Raw genomic sequence first — 1196 nt, 5'->3', positions numbered from 1 at the left:
CCAGGTGACTGTAGAGGTGACATCCGACGCATTAAATACGCCTACCAGATCGGCATCTGAGGTGTTGACTACGGTCACATCGCGTTCACTCATATCGACGCTATCCAAAGCACGCGCTAACAGGTAATGCGAAACGGATAATTCGACCAGATTGACCCGTTGACCTTTAATATCAGCAAGCTTTTTATCTGCGCCCTTCAGCACGATGCCATCATTGCCGTTGGAAAAGTCACCGATGATTAAGGCTGTACTATCGACACCACCCGCAGCAGGAATGGTCAGAGCATCCATATTGGTCATGGTGCAACCATCAAACTGGCCAGCGGTATATTGATTAATAGATTCGATGTAATCGTTTATCTGCACGACATCTATTTCGATATCGTATTTATCGGCCCACTTTTTAACGATGCCTGCATTGTCAGCGTAATCCCATGGCATCCAGCCGGCATAAATTGTCCAGGCAATACTGAATTTATCTTTGGTTTCAGCGTGTGCTGTTAATGGGGAAATAATAAAAGAGAGTGAAAGCAGCAAAACGCTGCCGATGCGGTAAAAAGTGCGCTTCATTTTGGTAGTACCTCACAGCTTAGGTTAAGAACACGGTGAAAGAGATGTTTTATTCAAACAATCTCCCGGGCTTTTATCCCTCCGTGTAACCTTCGCTGTGAAGGTCGGTCACTCTCGGTCCAGACATTATTTACATAACCGGAACCCTAGAGACCCTATTGCTGTTCTTTTGGTGTGATAAAAACACCTCTAACACGCTGCAGGTGTTAACGCAGGATCTAGGCCAACTTCATAAAGTGTTTAGATATCAATTAAAAACAATAGCTTGACTTGTTTTTAGGTTACGACAGTAAATGTTTGTTGCACCAGAATTGTGCGAATTTCAATGATAATGTTCAATTATGGAGCGGTTAGAGCGGTTTTATCTGATCAATTTTCCAAAAAAAAGCCCCTATTTCAGGGGCCTTTTTGTAGGTTTCTGCTAATGATTAGAACGGAATATCATCATCGTAATAATCTGCTTCACCGCCTGAACCATAATCCGGACCCGCAGATGCTGAAGCAGGTTGTGGATTGTTGTAGTTACTTTTCGCTGCTGGTTGAGAAGGACGATTTTGGTTGTAATCCTGATTATCGTTGCTTCCGCCACCACCCGCACCTTTGCTGTCCAGCATGGTCATTTCGTT

General features: G+C 44.0%; 1 protein-coding gene, 1 pseudogene and 1 riboswitch. The gene and the pseudogene both read right to left on the bottom strand.

Annotated features, from left to right (window positions below; all coding sequences use genetic code 11):
* Nucleotides 1-570: ABC transporter substrate-binding protein (locus B3182_RS15610; protein ID WP_349677943.1), on the bottom strand; the 570-nt coding region annotated here is incomplete at its 3' end.
* Nucleotides 571-630: 60 nt separating this feature from the next.
* A riboswitch (guanidine-I (ykkC/yxkD leader) is annotated at nucleotides 631-731 on the bottom strand.
* A 267-nt stretch (nucleotides 732-998) separates the two neighbouring features.
* Nucleotides 999-1196, bottom strand: a pseudogene (locus B3182_RS15605) (single-stranded DNA-binding protein); the annotation flags it as partial.

Source organism: Methylophaga sp. UBA4204 (assembly GCF_002379485.1).
Lineage (GTDB): Bacteria > Pseudomonadota > Gammaproteobacteria > Nitrosococcales > Methylophagaceae > Methylophaga.
This window is presented reverse-complemented; position numbering and strand designations above follow the sequence as displayed.